Annotated in this window: 15 protein-coding genes; 3 read left to right on the top strand and 12 right to left on the bottom strand. The window is 69.3% G+C overall.

Annotated elements, in window-relative coordinates; translation table 11 throughout:
- Nucleotides 1–174 precede the first annotated feature (174 nt).
- Nucleotides 175–1,593, bottom strand: a complete 1,419-nt coding sequence (locus tag ACWD68_RS16115; protein ID WP_451807047.1) for an FG-GAP-like repeat-containing protein — start codon at nucleotides 1,591–1,593, stop codon at nucleotides 175–177.
- Nucleotides 1,594–1,788: 195 nt separating this feature from the next.
- Between ACWD68_RS16115 and ACWD68_RS16110 the strand changes: the two genes are divergently transcribed.
- Nucleotides 1,789–2,802, top strand: coding sequence for a hypothetical protein (locus ACWD68_RS16110; RefSeq protein ID WP_451807046.1), 1,014 nt, complete (start codon nucleotides 1,789–1,791; stop codon nucleotides 2,800–2,802).
- 884 nt (nucleotides 2,803–3,686) lie between these two features.
- Here the strand turns inward: ACWD68_RS16110 and ACWD68_RS16105 are convergent.
- On the bottom strand, nucleotides 3,687–4,256 hold the full coding sequence (locus ACWD68_RS16105; RefSeq protein ID WP_451807045.1) for a DUF3592 domain-containing protein: 570 nt from the start codon (nucleotides 4,254–4,256) through the stop codon (nucleotides 3,687–3,689).
- 200 nt (nucleotides 4,257–4,456) lie between these two features.
- Between ACWD68_RS16105 and ACWD68_RS16100 the strand changes: the two genes are divergently transcribed.
- Nucleotides 4,457–5,728, top strand: a complete 1,272-nt coding sequence (locus tag ACWD68_RS16100; protein ID WP_451807044.1) for a Rieske 2Fe-2S domain-containing protein — start codon at nucleotides 4,457–4,459, stop codon at nucleotides 5,726–5,728.
- 95 nt (nucleotides 5,729–5,823) lie between these two features.
- Here the strand turns inward: ACWD68_RS16100 and ACWD68_RS16095 are convergent, their stop codons facing one another.
- The 3 genes from ACWD68_RS16095 to ACWD68_RS16085 form a co-directional block, all read right to left on the bottom strand.
- Nucleotides 5,824–7,038 carry an MFS transporter gene (locus ACWD68_RS16095; RefSeq protein WP_451807043.1) on the bottom strand — a complete coding sequence of 405 codons (1,215 nt, stop codon included), beginning with the start codon at nucleotides 7,036–7,038 and terminating at the stop codon, nucleotides 5,824–5,826.
- 725 nt (nucleotides 7,039–7,763) lie between these two features.
- The gene (locus tag ACWD68_RS16090) at nucleotides 7,764–8,486 is read right to left on the bottom strand and encodes a hypothetical protein (RefSeq protein ID WP_451807042.1); all 723 of its coding nucleotides are present in this window, start codon (nucleotides 8,484–8,486) and stop codon (nucleotides 7,764–7,766) included.
- A gap of 630 nt (nucleotides 8,487–9,116) precedes the next feature.
- Entirely contained in the window at nucleotides 9,117–9,803 is a 687-nt protein-coding gene (locus ACWD68_RS16085; RefSeq protein WP_451807041.1) for a DUF4328 domain-containing protein, read from the bottom strand.
- 334 nt (nucleotides 9,804–10,137) lie between these two features.
- Between ACWD68_RS16085 and ACWD68_RS16080 the strand changes: the two genes are divergently transcribed.
- A complete protein-coding gene (locus tag ACWD68_RS16080; RefSeq protein ID WP_451807040.1) occupies nucleotides 10,138–10,545 on the top strand; it encodes a hypothetical protein in 408 nt (135 codons plus the stop codon).
- A 123-nt stretch (nucleotides 10,546–10,668) separates the two neighbouring features.
- Here ACWD68_RS16080 and ACWD68_RS16075 read toward each other — a convergent pair whose 3' ends face one another.
- From ACWD68_RS16075 to ACWD68_RS16045, 7 genes are all read right to left on the bottom strand, one after another.
- Nucleotides 10,669–11,532 carry a serine hydrolase domain-containing protein gene (locus ACWD68_RS16075; RefSeq protein ID WP_451807039.1) on the bottom strand — a complete coding sequence of 288 codons (864 nt, stop codon included), beginning with the start codon at nucleotides 11,530–11,532 and terminating at the stop codon, nucleotides 10,669–10,671.
- 56 nt (nucleotides 11,533–11,588) lie between these two features.
- Nucleotides 11,589–11,906, bottom strand: a complete 318-nt coding sequence (locus tag ACWD68_RS16070) for a hypothetical protein (RefSeq protein WP_451807038.1) — start codon at nucleotides 11,904–11,906, stop codon at nucleotides 11,589–11,591.
- Between the two features lie 168 nt (nucleotides 11,907–12,074).
- Nucleotides 12,075–13,112, bottom strand: a complete 1,038-nt coding sequence (locus tag ACWD68_RS16065; RefSeq protein ID WP_451807037.1) for a histidinol-phosphate transaminase — start codon at nucleotides 13,110–13,112, stop codon at nucleotides 12,075–12,077.
- A gap of 3 nt (nucleotides 13,113–13,115) precedes the next feature.
- Nucleotides 13,116–14,135 carry a 3-oxoacyl-ACP synthase III family protein gene (locus ACWD68_RS16060; protein WP_451807036.1) on the bottom strand — a complete coding sequence of 340 codons (1,020 nt, stop codon included), beginning with the start codon at nucleotides 14,133–14,135 and terminating at the stop codon, nucleotides 13,116–13,118.
- Complete coding sequence (locus tag ACWD68_RS16055; RefSeq protein ID WP_451807035.1) at nucleotides 14,132–14,788, bottom strand: SRPBCC family protein; 657 nt, start codon at nucleotides 14,786–14,788, stop codon at nucleotides 14,132–14,134. Before ACWD68_RS16055 ends, ACWD68_RS16060 begins: the two co-directional genes overlap by 4 nt.
- The gene (locus ACWD68_RS16050; RefSeq protein ID WP_451807034.1) at nucleotides 14,760–16,538 is read right to left on the bottom strand and encodes a thiamine pyrophosphate-binding protein; all 1,779 of its coding nucleotides are present in this window, start codon (nucleotides 16,536–16,538) and stop codon (nucleotides 14,760–14,762) included. Before ACWD68_RS16050 ends, ACWD68_RS16055 begins: the two co-directional genes overlap by 29 nt.
- Nucleotides 16,535–17,551 carry a GlxA family transcriptional regulator gene (locus ACWD68_RS16045; RefSeq protein WP_451807033.1) on the bottom strand — a complete coding sequence of 339 codons (1,017 nt, stop codon included), beginning with the start codon at nucleotides 17,549–17,551 and terminating at the stop codon, nucleotides 16,535–16,537. The genes ACWD68_RS16050 and ACWD68_RS16045 overlap by 4 nt, the downstream gene beginning before the upstream one ends.
- Nucleotides 17,552–17,582 lie beyond the last annotated feature (31 nt).

Raw genomic sequence — 17,582 nt, 5'->3', positions numbered from 1 at the left:
CTGCAACGACATCCGCAGGTACCGTCGCAAAACAGAGATCAAGTCGCTCGCCGGCCGCGAGCCTCGGCGCCAACCGGAACTCTCAGCCCCACCAGGTGAACTGCTCGCTCGTCAGTTGACGTGCTTGCTGAGTCACAGTCAGCCCCATTACGACACGACGAGTTCAATCTCAGGTCAGGGTCGGGTGGTCGCGCCCAGAGCGAGGCCGAAGCGCGCCTTGGCTGCCGGGTGGTCCAGATCCTCGGGGTTGAAGAGGATGGACCCCGTTCCGGTGGGCCCGTCGGCCGAGCCGGGGATGACGCTGACCGCACCGGTGCCGAGGTACTTGCCCGGAACGCCGACCGTGAGGTCGGCGGTGCCGTCCGCGTTGTAGTCGCCTGCCGCCACGGCCGCGCCGAAGAGGTCGTTGCCCTCGCTCGCGCCGGTCACACCCGGCGTGGCCAGGGTGATGGTGCGCGCGTGCGCCGCATCCAGGCCGGCCCCCGTGCCCGGAACGACCGTCACCGCGCCCGCGTTGTTGAAGCCGTCCGGGTCAACGGCGCTGGTGTCGGAGGTGACCAGGTCGGCGTGGCCGTCGCCGTCGAGGTCGGCGAGCGCGGCGGCGCGGCCGGGCTGCGCCGGGCCGCCGTAGGCCACACCCCCGCCGAGGCCCGAGGCTGTGCCCGGGAACATCCGGAGCAGGAAGTCGTCCGGGCCGTCCGAGAATCCGGTGTCCACGACGATGTCGCCCTTGCCATCACCGGTGACGTCACCTGCGACGATGCTGTATCCCGCGAAGGGCAGCCCGGTCTTGCCCAGCGTCTTTCCCGTGAGGCCCTGAGCCGAACCGGCGAGGACGCCGAGGGTGCCCTCGTCCGCCGGGTCGTCGAAGTAGGCGACGGTGGCGAGGTCGGTGTACCCGTCGCCGTTCACATCGGCGGCCGCGATCTGCCCGGTGCCGGCGCCGCCGCCGGGCGGGGTGTAGGACCTCATGGCGGGCTTCGTCGTGTCGCGGAGCTTGGCAGCACCCTTCACCACCTGCACCTTCGTGCCGGCCGCGACCGCGATGTCGTCGCGGCCGTCGTGGTCGAAGTCGCCGACCGCGAGCTTGTCGCCGAAGGCCTGACGGGCCGTCGGGGTGGGTGCGTGGAACGCGATCGCGTCGCCGCTCACCCCTCCCTTCGCACCAAAGACGACCGTCACCGAGCCGGCGCCCTTGACGGAACCGATCGCCTCGCCGCCCGAGCCGATGACGAGGTCCGCGTACCCATCACCATCCACGTCTCCGACGGCCACGGCGGACCCGAACCGGTCGCCCGCCTCAGGGGTGCCGGGGATGCCCGCCGTGCGCTGGGTTATGCCCTTGTGACGAGTCGTCCGGACGCCCTGCGCGGTCCCGTACACCACCGAGACGTAGCCGGCCTTCGAGAACCCGGCGATTGTCCCCTCCGGCGAGCCGACCGCGAGGTCGCCGAAACCGTCACCGTCGAGATCACCGGCGCGGGCGGCTGCCGACCCGCTGCCGGGCGCCGCATGCGCGGGCATCAGGCCCAAGCCCCCGCCCGTTACCGCCAGCGCCATCGCACACGCCGCGAGGATCCGTCGCCGTCCCATACCGTTCACACTCCTGTGTCGTCTGTGTCGTCCTCGTGCAGTTACGCCGATACGCGGACGGTCCGCGCGGTATGCGCCGTACCGTCACCACAGCAGACCCACGGGACACATGAACGGTTGCCCTCGAAGGCATGGGAAGGCGTGATTGCCGGGCGCTGGGCGGGGAGTGTCGGAGGTCTCCGCTAGGGTGCGCGGATGATATTCGGACGTGGGCGGTTCGCGGCCGCCGTCGAGGACTTCGAAACGGCTGTACGGGCTCAGGACGCGGACGCGTCGGAGCGTGCCTTCGCGCGGCTGACGCGCGGTTTCGGTAAAGCCACGGACGCCGAGCTGTCGGCAGCCGCGCCTCGGCTCTCCGCCCTGCTCGGAGAGGTGCCGCCCGGTCCGCGAGCGGTGGTGGCCGTGATGACCGGGGCGTGCGTCGAGCGGGGCGCCGACCCGCTGACCTGCGCGCCGGCGGTGTTCGCGGGCGCCCTGGACGCCTTCGAGCAGGCTGCCGTCTTCTGCGAGGGGTGGGCGGCCGCGGACCGTGGTGAGTTGCCCGGTCACGAGGGCGAGGGCCTGGAGGAGGCCGACTTCGAGCGGATCGGCCTCGAGCCCGTCATGGCCTGGCAGGCGCTCCCGCAGTTCGAAATGGCCTGCGTGGCCATGCTCAACTCCCCGCGAGTGCGCCGCGAGGTCCCGGGTCGCGAGGAGTTGCGTGCCGCCGTCACCCGAGTCGCGGAACTGTCCGACGAGCCGTTCAAGTGCCTCGCCTACGCCCTCGCCGTCCTCGACGACGAACCGCTCGTCGCGCTCGACCGCGCGACCGGCAAAGGCTTCGCACTGCGCATCTCCGGCATCGGTGACAACTTCCAACTGCACACGCTCCTCGCCGATGCCCTGATCGGCCGGGGCCTTGCGGAGGGCCAGGCACCGTCGGCCGCTGCCGTCGCCTGCTGCCGCGACCGGGCCGGGATGGTGGCGACCACCGGCTCGTTCAACCTGGTCGGCGCCGACGGCGAGTGGATCTGGAACGAGGGGAATCCGGCGGACATCCCTGTCGTGGACGGCGTCCGTCTCGTGGTCCTCGATCCGCCTCCGTACCAGAGGGGCTGGGACGCCGGCCGCTTCTTCCCCGGCATGACCGGTGAACTCGTGTATGACCACGCACTCTCACCGGAGGAGTCGGCCGCCCTGCTCGCCCGAGTGGCCAAGTCCGTCCGCTGAGCCGAGATGCTGGTCCGGATTCTGACGGAGTGCCGAGGGGGCATAGGCCGCGAGACCGAATGCGGCGGCTGCCGACGACTGCGCCGCCGCTACGGGAGCAATCCCGAGGATTCCCTGGCCTTCGTCGTCGTCGCGGCAGCCCTGATCCGCTCCGCCGGCGCCGCCTTGCACGCGGAGGTGGCGAGGTGGCGAGGTCAGTCGGTCGCCGGGGTCAGCGGATCCGGTCGGGACAACGTGTCGGACAACGTCAGCCCGTCTCTCGCGGCAACGATCCGACGCACCCGCAGTTCGGCACGCGTCCGCGGACGGTATGTGGGCTCCTTGCCGCACCCGCACACCGATCGCCCTTCGTACCGCAGTCCTTCGCCCAGGACCGCCGCCACCACAGACCATCCACGGACATTCCGCCTGCGCGGCGGAGCGAAGTCATGACCAGCGCAAACGAGAGGCCGGGCGCAGTTCGGGCACAGGTGCTCCCGCCGCGGATCCGCATGCCGCTTGAAGCTGACACGGCATGAGACGCACGCGTAGTGCAGCTTGTAGTGGGTCAGGGCGTAGATGCACACCGGATCACCGTACGGAGCAGGCCCTCAGGCAGACCACCGGTTTCTCAAGGCCACCGGTCCGCCATCGGGAACGACGTCTCATCTGTCCAGGTATTCGATCAGCGCGGCTTCTTTACGAAGCAGACGTTCTCGTCTCTTCACGTTGTCATGCGCGGCATTCCGCCGCTCGTCCGCGCACAGTCCCTCGGCCTCGACCCAGCCCCGTGTGCCCGCCAGGTCATGCCCCCTGACACGCGCACCAGAAAGCGACGCAGGAGATGCAGGCCGAGCCACTCGGTGCGGACATGTCGGCGTCGCAGCGAAGGGAGTCGTCTGCGGTCACAGAGTGAGCAGTCGGACGAGCACCACCGCCGACGTGCCCGCCGTGAACAGCGACCCCAACACGGTGAACAGAATGTCGACCGCCGTGGTGTCCCAGCCCTGGATCGCGAACCGGCGGGGGTCTTCCGGATCGTATTGCACGGTGACCATGCTCCCCACGCCGAAGCCACCCCGGACGGAACCGCGGCCGAACCTCGATGCGTGCTCGCACGCACGGCCGTCCCGGGTCGTCCAGGCCGCGACCGGGTGGTGATACCTGGCCCCTTCTTCATCCCGCCTCACATCGTGGCGGACGATCCAACCCTTTGCGGTGACACCTGTGCGACGCAGCGCACTGGCACGGCGAAGTCCGTACACGCCGAAGCTGAGGAAGAGCACGCCGATCGTCAGCGGGATGAGCGAGAAGAGCCATTCACGTTCCATGTCTTCTGCGACGCGTGGGTCAGGGGTGCTGGTTGCGCGGGCGCGGCGGTGGCAGCCCGGCTGGCTGCCCCTCCGGCAGCTCGACGAGTCGAGGCCGGCGCCGCCTTCCGGCCGCCTTGGTATGTGCCGGACCGGTTGCGACACCAATGCACCTCCGCGGTTGACGACCGGGGTGGCCCCGGCGACCGTAGGAAGGTGGAGCCCCGCGGCGGCGGGCGGATCCCTGCGTCGGCGGCGGCCGTCCGTGGTGGGGTCGCGGGCGTGCAGGACACCGTGTGCCTGGCGCGCGGCGCCCCCGCGACCACCCGACACGACCTCCGCCCTAGCGCAAGGGATCAGAGCAGATGACTGAGGCCCGACCCGTCCGTCCCGGAGCAGACCAGCAGGACCGGCATTCCACCGCCGACCCGGCGGCGTACCCGCCACATCTCCCGGACGGCCGGCTCAGGGCTCTGCCCGGTCCGGTCCAGGACCTCCGGAGGGTCGGTATCTCCCCGAACCACTGGTATCCGGTGGCGACCTCCCGGAAGGTACGGCGCGGTCGGACCTTCGCGACCGCGTTCGCCGGCGAGCGGATCGCCTTGTACCGGGGGCGCAGCGGCACGGTCCACGCGTTGGAGGACCGCTGCGCCCACCGTCAGGTGCCGCTGAGCATGGGTGTGGTGGAGGGCGAGATCCTGCGATGCTGCTATCACGCCTGGGCCTATCGGGGTGACGGCCGCATCTCGCAGATCCCCTACCTGCCGAAGGGCTGTGAGCGGCCGCCGCGCGGTGTGCGCTCCTATCCGGTCCGAGAGGCCTACGGCCTGGTTTTCGTGTTTCCCGGGGACCCGGCTCTGGCCTCGGCGGCGCCGTTCCCGTTGCTGCCCGAGTACCGTTCAGCCGCCCACCGGACCATGACGTTCTCCCGGACCGTGCGGTGCCACTACTCGTTCATGCACGAGAACCTCCTCGACATGAATCACCAGTTCCTGCACCGGAGTGTGCTCGGCAGGATCCAACCCGAGCTGCTGGGGTACGAGACCGGCCCACGGCACGTCGAGGCCCGGTACCTCTTCGTTCCTGCCGGAGGCCGCAAGGACCGGGGCGCGGGCCTGCTGTCCGCGGAGGGGATCGGCGGGCAGGACAGGCCCGACGTCATCACCATCCGCACCGAGTACCCCTATCAGACCCTGCGGGATGTCCCTGAAGGCACCGACCTTCCGGTGTTCTCTCTCTGGGCCGCGTACGTACCGGAGGACGCGGAGCAGCGCGTCAACCACGCCTACGGCCTGCTCACGATCGCGAAGCCGTCGGTTCCCGGGGCGCTCCACCTCGCCTGGCCGCTCATCCGCCGCTTCACCGAGCGGGTCTTCGCCCAGGACCGGACGGCGGTCGAGGCCGAACAGCGTGCCTGGGACGAGCAGGGCGAAGATCACAACCACGAAGTCTTCCCGCTCATCCTCGACCTTCGCGACGTACTGCGCGGCAATGGAGTCCCGCTCAGCACGGACCAGGCGTCGGGCTGCGGGCCGTGCGGGCTCGCAGCCCCAGCCCACCACGCCGGCGTCACGGACCATGCCGGACCCGTGGGGTCCGCAGGCCCGGTGGCGGAAGGTGCCGCCGGGTCCGAGTAGTCCCACCGGTGCGTCGAAGGGCACCGTCGCGGCGCCCAGAACAGTGGCGGGCCCAGCGCGTCGGCAGATCCTGAGGGCGACGAACGGTCGGAGGGTCAGTCAGCTGTGGGGACGCGCGCCTCTTGTCCGGTTACGGGCGACGCCTTCGTGATCACATCGGAGCGTCCGTGGCCCCGTTCCATGAGACCGCCCGTGAAGGCGAGGCCGAGACCGGCCACGGCGAGCGCCGCGCCGACCAGGTTGGGCGCGGCCCATCCCCAGCCCGCCGAGATGACCAGGCCGCCGAGCCAGGCACCACCCGCGTTGGCCAGGTTGAAGGCGGAGTGGTTGGAGGCCGCCGCCATCGTCGGGGCGTCCTTCGCCTTGGCCATGAGGAGCATCTGGACCGGCGTGGTGATGAGGGAACCCATCGCACCGATGAACGTGATCGTCACCAGGGCGGGCACGGTGCTGTGGACCGTGAAGTAGAACGTCACCAGCCCTGCGGCGAGCAGCGCGAGCCCCCAGTACAGCGTGGGGCGCAGGGCGCGGTCCGTGAGCGGTCCGGCGATCAGGGTGCCGAGCGTCATGCCGACGCCGTAGAGCGCGAGGACCACGGTGGTCGAGGAGTCGGAGACGCCGGTCAGGTGCGTGAGCATGGGCACGAGGTAGCTGTAGACGGCGAAGAATCCGCCGAACCCTATGACGGCCGTGGCCAGCCCGATGGCGACCTGCTTGTTCCCCATGGCCCGCAGCTCGTGCCGGATGCCGGACTGCTGCCCGCGCGGCTGGTGCGGGACGAAGGCGGCCAGGGCCGCAAGAGCGATGAGGCCGATGACAGCGACCGTGCCGTAGGCGGACCGCCAGCCCAGCTGCTGTCCGAGGGCGGTACAGACCGGCACCCCGACGATGTTGGCGATGGTGAGGCCGAGGAACATCTTCGAGACGGCGCGTGCCGCGCGCTCCGGTGCGACCAGTCGTGAGGCGACGACGGCGCCCACGCCGAACAGCGCACCGTGCGGCAGGCCGGCCAGGAAGCGCGCGGCGAAAAGCGTGCCGAAGTCGGGAGCGAGCGCGGACGCGACGTTGCCGACCACGAACAGCCCGGTCAGGAGCAGCAGCAGGCGCTTGTGCGGGACGCGCGCGCCGATGCCCGTCAGCAGCGGTGCGCCGACGACGACACCGAGCGCGTAGGCCGAGACAACGTTGCCGGCGTGCGGCACGGACACACCGATTCCGTCGGCGATCTGAGGCAGCAGCCCCATGGTGGCGAACTCGGTCGTGCCGATACCGAACGCGACGACAGCCAGGGCCAGCAGAGCCAAAGGCATGGTGCAGGAGAACCTTTCGAAGACAGCGGGCCAGGGAGGAAGGAGCAGGCAGGATCGAGATCGTTGGCAGTTCTCGTGTCCGGTCGTGCCGAGCGCCATTGCCCGGAGCACCCCTGGAACAGGGCGAGCCCATCAGGAGTGCAGCAATGCCGAAGGGCCATCCATTCCAAGATCGACCTGCGGTTTGCCGCATCGGGCGGGGGCCCGGTCCCCCAGGCTGTGGCAGTCTGCCCCGGCCGGTGAGAAGGATAGCCGCTGCGGCTCCTGTGCCGTCCTCGGCAGCTGTAGCCGCAGCCGCATGGGTACCGACGGCTGCGTCCTTTCGCTCCGCGAAAGCAACGGTGCCGCGACGCTTCCAGACCGACTCGCCTGGGAGCCCAAGTGCCCCGGTGCCCCGACCGTCGGTCCATCGGTCCGTCCGTCGGTCCGTCCGTCCATCGGTTCGTCCGTCGGTCCGCATGAGTACGAGGTCGGGACATCCGCTCTCGCCGGACGGCACCGACGGACGTCGTCGAGCGGCACCGCCGTGACGTCGTCGAGCCGTGCCCGGTGTCGCGTCCCACCGTGACAGCGATTGGCACATCGATTGGCAGCGATGACAAGCACGCGACCGGGCCGACGCCGTCCGGCCCCACTACTGGCTGAGGGGAGCCGAAGGCGAAGGGCCCCGCAGCTCGTCTGCGGGGCCCTTCACTCGTGCCGAACCGGGACCGTCAAGCGGTCCGTCAGGCGGTCTTCTCGAGCTTGGCGACCTGCGCCTCCACGACAGCGGCCGGCACCTCGGGCACCTTTCCGCCCAGGATGTTCATCGCGTAGAAGACGACCAGGGTCGAGCCGCTGCGCACGACGGTGTAGGTCATCGGGATCTTGGTACCGTCGATGTCACTGGTCATCGTGTACGACACCGCCTCGTCACCGAGGTCAGGCGCCTCGAGAGCCTTGATGCCGGTGTACTGGTAGTCGGTGTGCTCGTAGGACTTGCACTTCTCGCTCTGGGTGCGCAGGTCGGCGACCACGTCCTTGGCGTCCGCTTCCTTGTGCGCGAGCAGACCCGTCCGCAGCACCATGGCGTCGGTCTGCTTCCGGCTGGTCACCGAACGGGACACACGGGCCGTGGCGTCAGGCTCGGTGCCGAGCAGGAACATATCGGCGATGGCCTGGCAGGTGGCGGGCTTCGCGGGCACACTCACCTCAGGGATCTCGTCGTCCGGCGTGTTGCGGACGCGGTAACCCTTCACGTCCGCCTCGGTGATCACAGCCTTCGCCAACTGCGCCTCGGTGAGCGGCTTCAGAGCATCCTGGGCGGCGGGCGACGCCGCCTTGGCCGCAGGCTTCTTCGACCCGCTGCTCTTGTCGTCGGTGTCCTGCCCGCCGCCGCACGCGGCCGTAGCGGCGAGCGCAGCCGTCACACCGATGCCGACCAGGACGCGCCCCAGAGCTGACTTCACGTTCGTTCCCACCTCATGTGTCCATGGGCGCGTCCACGATCCGAGCGCGCCGAGCCGACATCAAAGCCCACAACCTGCGGGCTTTGCCAGCGCATTGAGGTCGCTTGACGTAACGATCAGAGATCGACGATTTGGTTGTACGGCGATCAAGTGGCACTCGACACGGTCAGGCGTCTCAACTCGGCACGGTGGAACGGTGAGATCGCCCCGCCCACCTGGACCCACGTTACGAATCAACCCAACGGCGGTGATCGCTGCCGCCATCAACTCGCCCTGCCGCAAACGCTTCCGGCAACCGGGCGCGTCGCTGGGGCCGTTGGACGGATTCCATGGGCAAGACGCTCGTTGACGACGAGTCCGGGAACGGCCGGATCGACGCCGGTCGTGATCGCCCGGACAGCTCCACGTGCCCCGCCGCGGGCGCGTGTTGTCCGACCGCCAGGCCGTCCGTTGAGGAGCGGCGCGCATGTGCCACCACCGCTTACGCGTGCCCCTACCGCGCCCCATCGACCGGCCAACTGCCAAGCAGTCACGGTGATTGACGGGCAGCGCACATGAGAACGGCCCCCGGTCGATTCACCCGGTGAGGGGCGTACTCCTGCCTTGGGTGTGGGAAGCGTGCCTGTGCAATCAAGCGCGCGTGGTCTTCAGGACCTCGCTTTGGCCCGTCGGGAAGACCTCAGTCGGAGCATTCGCGGTTCGTGCGGCATGCTCCAACGCGCGATCGAGCTGCCAGACGACGGCGATCGACAGCGCAGCGGCGCAGATGTGCAGACCATCGCTGACCATCAGCTGCCTCAGGGCATCACGAGCCTGGCTCGCGCTGACCGCCTTCTTCAGATCGTCGAGAGCATCGCTGTACGCATTCGCCGCGACGAGGACGGACAGCCACCATGCCGTGAGCAGGGGATGTCCGCGACGGCGCCGTGCTTCCGGCCGGCCCGCAGCCCACAGGTCGTTGACGAACATCTTGGGTATGAAGAGCTGCGCCACCGGTATCACCCAGCCGAAGACCAGCCACGCCCTGCGTCGGCGCTGTCCTTCTCCCCAGAGCACATCGGCGAGGTCACGCATGTTGGCGAGCCAGATGCTGAACTGGAGCAGGGCCGCGAGGAACAGCCCCGTCCGCCACCCCATCAGGTTTCTGAAGTATGTGTCGACCTCGACGAACGGGTTGTCGGCGTACGGCCCTGGCGCCACCGGTCCCGCCAGCAGCTGGTACTTGTGCCACGCTGCCAGCCCGGCCGCGACAGCCACCAGCGCGAACGCGGCAAGCGTGCCGCAGGCGAACCGGGCCTGCCAGCTCGGCAGCCTCACAGCTCCAGCCATTTCACACCCCCTGGAAGCCGCCCGTTCGGACTTCCCGCAGGTCGGCAGCGGATCATATCTCCCGCTGAAGCCGATGCCACCCCGGCTCCTAAGCCTGGCGGCACCGGTTCCGTGACCAAGCACGCCCGTATGGGCTGCTCTGCTCCCCTTCTCGCGCCCCATGGATGACTCCGGTGTCCGAGGGCCCACCACTGCCGCGCACGACGCTGGGCCGCAGATTCGGTTTCCACCCGGGCTGGCACAGGGTCACCCAGAGCCAGTCGGTCGAGAAGCCATGAGGCGGTGACGAGTGGCCTCACGTGGGCGTATACCATCCACCGCCATGAAGCGTTCGATGATCGCGCTGGTCAGCGCGGGAGCAATGACACTCGCCATAGGCGGCTACGCCGTGGGTGCGACGCGACACGACGATGCATCGGAGCGGTCCACGACCTGCGAGCAGGCCAATCAAGAGTTCAAGACGCGGGCAGGCCAGCTCCGGATGCAGAAGCAACGGCCGCCCTACGACGACGAAGACCTCGACTCCGTGCAATTGGAGTTGAATGCCACCCAGGTGAAGATCCTCAGCATGATCGTGAGGCAGAATCCGACATGCTTCGATGCCGGGACGCGTGCGACAGCGGCGATGGTGCAGCAGCACCCGACGCAGGAGGACGCCGATGCGGCCGCGTGTGATCTCACCGCCACCGCCTCCCGCTCCGAAGTCTGCTTCTTCGCGGATTCGCAATAGGGGCGTGCCCGTCGCACGACCGATAGGAGAGGCCACGTCGTGGGCGAACGGCGCTCCGCTCCTGCGGTAATGGGTCAGCGTCCCCAGGTCGATCGTCGGCGAACGAGGTGGACCGTACGCTGCTCACCGGGCGGTGACGCGCCAGAAGTCCCGCATCAGCGGCGTGGGCATCGGGCTCACCATGGCGACCTGGGTGAGCAGGAGGGTGACCGTGCCGGTGGACGGGATGAGGTGGCCGGTCGTTCCGGTGCCGCCGGTCCAGCCGTAGCGGCCGGGCACGTTCCAGGGGGCGGTTGGGGTGATGTCGACCTGGGCGCCGTAGCCCCAGCCCTGGCCCTGGCCCTCAAGGAACAGCGCTCCGATGTCGCGCTGGGGTCGGGTGAGGTGGTTGGTGGTCATCCGCCGTACGGAGTCAGCGGAAAGCAGGACGCGGTCGCCCACTGTGCCGTCGGCGAGCAGCATCCGCGCGAAGGCCAGCCAGTCGTCAGCGGTGGAGACCAGCCCACCCGCGCCGGACGGGAACGCCGGCACACTGCTCCAGTTCCCGTCGGGGGCGTCGGCCCGCATGAGCCCGCGGCCGTCGGGGCCTGGCCGGTAGAAACTGGTGAAGCGGTCCCGCTTGCCCGCCGGGACCTCGAACGCGGTGTCCTTGATCCCGAGCGGCTCGAAGACACGCTCCTCGAGGAACTCCGGCAGCGGACGGCCCGTGACCCGGGAGATCAGCACTCCCTGGAGGTCGGAGCAGGTGTTGTAGAGCCAGGCCTCGCCCGGCTGGTACAGCAGCGGAACCCGGGCCAGGTCCGCCAGCCAGTCGTCCGGTGCCGGCAGGAGCCCCGGGTCCCGGCCGTCCGGCTGTACGGCGAACAACTCCTGAACCTGCGGCAGCGTGAAGTCGGAAGGGAAGCCCCAGCCCGCCCGGGAGTCTTCCGGCGACCACAGGCGTCGAGGGGGCGCTGCTCCCTGTGTGGGACGGCGCCGGCGCGTCATGCCGCGTGCGTGCATGAGAGCGCCGGCCGTCGCGTCGAGGAAGCGGCTCGCCCGCTCTACAGGGCGTGGTGCAACCAGCGTTGAAGGGCGTTGTTGACGTCTGCCGGCAGCGCGCTGATCTGGTCGATGACGGCACGGTCTTCGGGCATCGGGGGAATGCCGGCGGCGGTGAGTGCCGCGTGCAGGTCGAGACGCTGCTGGTCGCGTGGGTCGAGGGTGTAGCTGAGACGCTGGGCGGGGTCGGGCGGTGCCAGGAAATAGTCGACGTCGTCGCGGGGCTGGGTCTGAATCGGCCGGGCGCTGTCTCGGGGATGTGCGGCATAGGGGTCGACGAAGGCACAGGAACTGAGGTTCTCGTTGCTCCAGGGGGCCATCTCTGTCTCCTCACAAATGCGTTGCTGACTACTGATCCAGAGCCCCGCAAGGGCCGCTTCGGTTGCGGTCGCGGCCATATGTCACGCCGATGGCGTCATAGACGGCTGATCACCTCGTGTGACCAGCAGACGGCAGCCGGCGCCTCACGTCGGGTGCGCGCGCGTCTTTCAGGCACTGGCGGACGCGGACAAGGACGCGCTGCGAAGGGGTGCGCGCACCCCTGCCAGGGCGGCAAGCACCGTGTCGTTGGCCCTCCGATTGCCGACGGTGACCCGGAGTCCCTCGCCGGGGTAGTGGCGCGTCAGGACACCGGCGTCGGTGAGCGCCGCTGCGCCTTCATCGATCGGGTCGGGCGAGGCGAGCCAGACGGAATTGGCGTAGCCCGGACGTACAAGCCAGCCCAGGTCGACGAGTTCGTGCCGGAGCCGTTCGCGTTCGGTGACGATGGTGTCCACACGTAGACGGAGCTCGCTGCCGGCTCGCAGTGAGGCCTTCACCGCCGCGGTCGCCACCGCGTTGATCCCGAAGGGCAGCTGTTGCCGACGGATCCGTTCCACCAGCGCGGGAGCGCCCAGTCCGTAGCCGATCCGCAGGGCGGCGAGGCCGTAGGCCTTGGAGAAGGTGCGCAGGACCAGCACGTTGGGGTGCGCGGCCAGGAACGCGGGGGTGTCCGGCGGATGGGTGTCGCCGGCGAACTCCACGTACGCCTCGTCGAGGACCACGGTGACGTGTCGAGGGACCCGGTGCAGGAACGCCGACAGATCGTCGACGGCAACCCGGCTTCCGGTGGGGTTGTGCGGATTGCACACCACCACGACCCGGGTCCGGTGGTCGAGCGCGGCCAGCAGGGCGTCCAGATCCTGGTGTCCCTCCGGCGACAGGGCCACAGGAACGGGGTGTGCGCCGACCATGGTGGCCAGCAAGGGATACGCGTCGAAGGTGCGCCAGGCGTGGACCATCGTGTCGCCGGGCTCCGTCATCGCCTGAAGCAACTGCAGTGCCACCCCCACCGACCCGCTGCCCACCGCGACGCTGTCGGGGGCCACCCGGCACCAACCGGCGATCCGCTCAGTGAGTTCGTCGGGGTAGAACTGCGGGTATCGGTGAGCCTGTGCGACGGCCCGTTGCATCGCTCTGCGCACCGAGGGCAACGGGGGGTACGGGCTCTCGTTCAGGGCCAGTCGGTGCAGCACGGGAACGCCCATGGGTCACCCCTGCCCGCCGTGCCAGCGGACGGCGGCGGCACCGGCGAAGTCGCCTGCGTGAGCGAATCCCCCAACGACCACCAGGTCACCGTCCTTCACCTGACCGGAGCGGATCGCGCGGTCCAGGGTGATCGGGATCGCCGCTCCGAAGAGATTCCCGTACTGGTCGAAGGTGTTCAGGTGCCGTTCGGCGGGCAGTTCCAGCGCCTCGCGCCAGTTCCGCAGGAAGGTGCGGTTCGGCTGGTTGGTGACGAGGACGTCGATGTCGCCGGTCGCCACGCCGAGCCGCCGGCACAGGTCCGTGATCACCTCCGGGACGAGGCGGTTGCCGCGTGCCAGAACCTTGGCGACGCTGGCGTCGGTGAACCCGATCCGTAGCTGGGACTCCCCCGGCTCCCAGTACTTGCGGCCGTCGTCGACCGCCACGGTCATGTCCCCCGCGTACTCGCCGATGTGCCGGGTCTCCACGTCGAGGACGGGAGTGTGGGCCGATGTCGTCACGTATCCCACGCCGCAGCCGTCGCCCGGGATCGCCGCCTGGGCGAGCCTGCGCACCTCGGACTGGGTGAAACACTGGCCCGCGGCGCTCTGCGCATTGCAGATCAGAGCGGTCTTCGCATCGGTGGTGGTGAGGATCTGCCGAGCCAGCTTCAGCATGTACACGAAGGACGCGCAACCCGCGTTGGCCACATCGACGAGCCACTCCGGGTTCAAGCCCAGACGGCGTGCCACCTCGGTGCCGGCGCCGACGAACGGCAGGTCCGGCAGCTGGCTGTGCACCAACAGCACGTCCACACCCCGGATCTCGTCCCTGCCGTGCCGTTCGATCAAGGGCTCTACGGCGCGCTCGACCATGTCCGCGTTGGTCTCGTCCGCGGCCACATGATGCCGCGACGGCGGGACCTTGAACATGGGGTGGTTGCGGAGCTTGTCCTCCGCTCCGGGGTAGTCGGTGTAGAACTCCGCGGGGACCGGCTCTCCGGGAAGGTAGCTTGCGACATCGGTGAGGCTGACCGTGGTCACTGTGCGGCCACCGCCCTGGCCGGAGCCACGCTGACCGGCAGGCCGTTGCGGTGGCGGTGTTCCAGGATCGCCTTCAGGTTGTTCATCTCCACGGTGTGCCCTGCGTAGAAGAGGTCCCAGTAGTCGCCCACCCAGGGCCGGTCCGGGCGGGGAGCCAGGTCGGGGTGCGGGTTGCTGTCGTAGTAGGGATGGCGGCAGTTGGTCCAGGTGATCACCGATCCCGGCTTGTCGAGCACCGGGCGGGCCGGTACGACGCGCATGAGGTAGATCATCCACAGCTTGTCGGCCTGATCCCAGGAGCAGTGGTAGTCCACGGTCATGGCCTCGGGGTTGGCGACCACTTTGCAGTAGATCCTGGTGTCGTCCTCGAGCCGGTCGTGGCCGATCCACAGCCCGGATGTGCCGGAGGGAGCGAAGTCCCGCAGACTGCAGGTCCACTCCTCCAGGTGGTGACCTTGACTCAGGTAGTCGTAGGTCAGTTCCGGGGGACAGTCGACGTACTCATGGATGGTGCAGTACTGCCCGTAGACCTGATGGTGGGGGTAGACGGCGTGGGTGAGCTCCATGCAGTGGGCGGTCAGCTCGTCCCTTCCCGGGTTCTCGATCCGCATCAGACCCGGGATGTCAGCCAATGCGGACGACTCGTCGCTCATCTGAATACTCCTTGCTGTCGGCGTTCTCATGACTGCCGGTGGCATCGGCGAAGGACTGAAAGGGGAGGAACGGAGGGATCTCCTGTGGGTCGCAGTCCAGCGCTACGAAGGCCGGGCCACCGCCCGTGTTGCTGCGCAGCAGCGCGTTGCGCAACTGCGCAGCGTTCTCGGCTCCGGTGACGTCGAGGGACGGGAAGGCAGCGGCCACCCCGGCGGCGATGTCGGTCCGACCGAACAGGTCGTCGGTGCGGGTGCCGCCCTGGAGGAACTCCTCACGCAGCGCGCACATGGCGTGGGCGTTGTTGTTGAAGATGACGAAGGTCACGGGTGCGTCGTACTCCACGGCGGTGTGCACTTCCATCCCGTGCATGAAGAAGGCGCCATCGCCGGCGAGCACGTACGTGCGTCGCCCGGTGGCGAGCGCGGCGCCGATGCCGGCACCGAAGGTGTAGCCCATGCCCCCCATACCGACCGCCACCACGAAACGACCGTGGCGCGGTGCCGGGAGGAGATGGATCGCGCTGGCGCCTGCGTTGCCGGCGTCCACGAAAACGTGCGCGTCTTGGGGGAGTGCCGCCTCCACCGCGGCGACCGCCTCGGTGTAGGGGACGGTCCGCCCGTGGGCGGGCGGGGAGACCGGGCCCGGCATGAGGGTGGGGAGGGGACCGGAGTGCTGTGGGCAGGCATGTGGGCGTGCGGGGAGCCCGCCGGTCACCGCGCGCAGGGCGTCCCGCAGGTCCCCGCCCAGCGCGGCGCCCGCCACGAACGGCCGTTCGTGGCCCACAGACACGACTTCGGTGGCGGCCAGGGCCCGCTCCAGGCCACCGCGCGCCAGAAGCGGCAGCCGGGTGCCTACCAGCAGGCACACGTCGGCCCGCCGCAGACAGTCTTCGACGTTGGCATGGCCCATCACCCCGGCCACGCCGACGAACCGGGGATCATGGTTGTCGAAGACGTCCTTGGCGTCCGGCGTGACCGCCACCCACGCCCCGAGGCTCCGGGCCAGTTCCGCCAGTTCCGGACGCGCGTCCGCAGCGGCGACCTCCTCACCGGCGATGACGAGGACCCTGTCGGCCTCACGAAGGACGTTCGACACCTCGGCGAGTGCCGCGCCGTCGAGCCGTGCCGCCGATGTCGTCGGCGCGGACATCGGCATGCCCGGTGTCGGTGCCGAGCCGCGGCCGGGCAACCGGATCCGCGCCTGCTGCACATCCTTGGGCAGCAGCAGCACCGCCGGCCCGCGCGGAGCGGTCTGTGCCGCCGCCACCGCCCGCGGCAGCAGTTCCATGAGGGAGTCCGCGTCCTCGACCCGGGCGCAGAAACGGGAAATGGGCGTGAAGACCTTCCCGACGTCGAAGGAACCCCCCTTGCCGCTGGAGTCCTGGAACGCTCCGTGACCTTCCTGGCCGGTCGGCGGCTGGCCCACCAGAGCCAGTACGGGCACCTGGGAGGCGTAGGCTTCCGCCAGGCCCGGTACCAGGTTCATCGCACCGCCGCCCGAGGTTGCCGCAACAACGCCGAGGCGCCTGGTGGTTCGGGCGTATCCGTCGGCCATCGTGACAGCCGAGAACTCGTGCTTGGCCACGACACCACGAACAGTGCCGCCGCGGTGAACCGCGTCATACAAGTCCTCGATGTTCGCGCCGCCGACGCCGAACACATGGGTGACACCGGCCCTGGCGAGCTCCGCTGCCAGATGGTCGACCATGCGTACTGTCCCTGCCTCGGGTAAGTCCGAGGTGGTGGTCATACGGGGCTCCTGTCCGTCTCGTGGCGCCGGTCGATGAGGCCGGACGGCGTGACGACCTGAAAGCGGTGCCGGTACTCCCTCGGAGTGAGTCCCAGGCTTCGTCCGAAGCAGCGGAAGAAGGTCTCGGGAACGCCGAATCCGCAGCGGCCCGCTATTTGACCGATCGGCAGATCGGTCGTCTCCAGCAGCTCTCGCGCGCGGGCGATGCGCGTGCGTTCGACGAACTGGCCGGGGGTCGTGCCCACCTCGCGCCTGAAGACCCGGGCGAAGTTGCGCGGGCTCATGTTGGCCCGCATGGCCATCTCGGCCACGGGTAACGGGTTGTGCAGGTTGTCCAGAATCCACTCCTGTGCGGTCCGGATGGGTGGATGGTCGGCCAACTGGGCGTCAAGTACCGCACTGAACTGGGACTGCCCTCCATGCCGTTTGAGGAAGAGCACCAAGAAGCGGGCCGTCTCCAACGCGAGCGCCGCACCGTGATCGGCCTCCACCAGGGCAAGTGCCATGTCGATTCCAGTCGACACGCCCGCTGAGGTCACGAAGGGGCCGTCCCAGACGAAGATCGGCTCGGCTTCCACCGTCACGGCTGGATAGCGGCAGGCCATCGCCTCGCTGTACGCCCAGTGCGTGGTGGCGCGTCTGCCGTCCAGAAGGCCCGCCTCGGCCAGCAGAAAGGATCCGCCGCATACGGAGGCGACTCTGCGCGACCGGGCCGCCGCCCTGCCGATCCACGAGACCAGCGGCCGGTCCCCGAGCACCTCGCTGAGACTCCATCCGCCCGGGACGAGGAGGGTGTCGATGGATCCCTGACCCGCCTCCAGCGGCGAGGCCTCCACGACCACACCTGAACTCGTGCGCACCAGGGGCGCGTCGGCGGAGACCAGGTCGATCCGGTAGGGGGCGGCAGACGGGGCAAGGAGCCGGTTGGCGACATCGAACACTTCCATCGGTCCGGTGATGTCGAGTGCCATGGCACCCGCGTACACGACCACAACAACACGTCGCTCAGACACGGTCACAGCCTGTATCGGCTATCGCACTGGC

It is taken from the genome of Streptomyces sp. NPDC005141 (genome assembly GCF_053599975.1).
The sequence above is the reverse complement of the archived record's forward strand: the minus strand, read 5'-3'. Positions and strand labels throughout refer to the sequence as shown.